This is a genomic window from Pseudomonas sp. 05N434, from assembly GCF_056396965.1.
In genome coordinates this window covers 1-1,228 of sequence record NZ_JBFTMK010000879.1, presented here as the reverse complement: position 1 = coordinate 1,228, position 1,228 = coordinate 1, and the positions used below count along the sequence as shown (strand labels likewise).

Here is a 1,228-nt window from a genome sequence, read left to right as displayed (position 1 = left end):
AGCTCACCCAGTGTGAACCTGCGCCGCCGATGGCGTAACTGCGGCCGACCTGCCATTCGCTGTTGAAATAGTCACGCGAGTCATTGATGTAATGACCGCCTTCAGCGAACAACTGCGAGGTCCACCAGCTGGAGGTATCGACCCGCAAATCGGTCCCGATACTTGAGCTATAGCCCAGGCGCACCAGCCAGTCACCGTTGACGTCTGACGACCCCAAGGGGAACGTGCGCTCAACGGCGGCCATCACGTTCAGCGCCGTGAACGGCTTGACCCGCACACCAACAGCGCCTTGCAGGGCATCGATACCGCTAGCCGAATCGCTGTTCTTGCTCCATAGCGTGTCGGTGACGCGGCCGTAGAGTTCGACAAAACGTGCATTGCGATAGCCCAACGGGCGCCAGGACAGTTCGGTGCTGTTTTGCAGGCTGTCGTTGCTGTTACTGCCGCTACTCGGCGCTGAACTCAGACCGCTGCTGGAACTGTTGCCGCGATAACTGGTAGTGCTGATCAAGCCCCAGGTACGCGACACATCGGCCACCGCGCGACGGGTGTCGAAGAGCTGCTGCGGGGACATGTCGAGTTCACCGGCATTTTTTGCGTCGATGACTCGCTTGAAATAGGTGACGGCTTGCTCATCGTCATTGACCCGCATGGCGTTGTAGGCGGCATCCTGCGTTGCCGTCGGTGAGAGTCGGCTGCCAGCATCGGCCTTGCGAAACGATTCACGGGCGCGGTCATCGTCGCCGGCCTGGACCGACAAGTAGGCGATCTGCAGGTCGCTCATCGCTTCCAGTTCGCCGGTGTCCCGCGCCTGTTGCAGCCGTTCGCGCGCAGTTCTTCTCTGGCCGATGGCGGCATACAGACTGGCCTCTTCGTAAGCCGGCAAGCTGCCCAGGGCCAAGGCCCGGGTAAAATCCTGGCGTGCCCCGGTATCGTCCCCCGATTGTTGACGCAAGAAGCCGCGCTGGCTCAGCAGCCGGGCGTCATCGCCATTGGCCTTGAGGCCATCGCTGGCCGCCGCGATGGCTTCGGGCACATGCTTCTGGTCGGTCAGGGCTCCGACCAATAGGCGTCGATACGCCGGGTTGTGCGGCGCGCGGCCGACGGCTTGGTTCGCTTGGGCAACCGCCGTTTCGAAGTCCTTGCGGGCCAGGGCCGCATAGGCCTGGGCGGCGAGGTCGGTTCCGTCGTCGCGTTGGTTGCCAGGCCAGATATCACACACCAGGCC

The 1,228-nt window shown here is 62.8% G+C and carries 1 protein-coding gene; it reads right to left on the bottom strand.

Going from position 1 to position 1,228, the window contains the following annotated elements:
• Nucleotides 1–1,228, bottom strand: a 1,228-nt coding sequence (locus AC1DLB_RS30365) for an NfrA family protein (RefSeq protein ID WP_477786325.1), incomplete at both ends; no start/stop codon positions are given.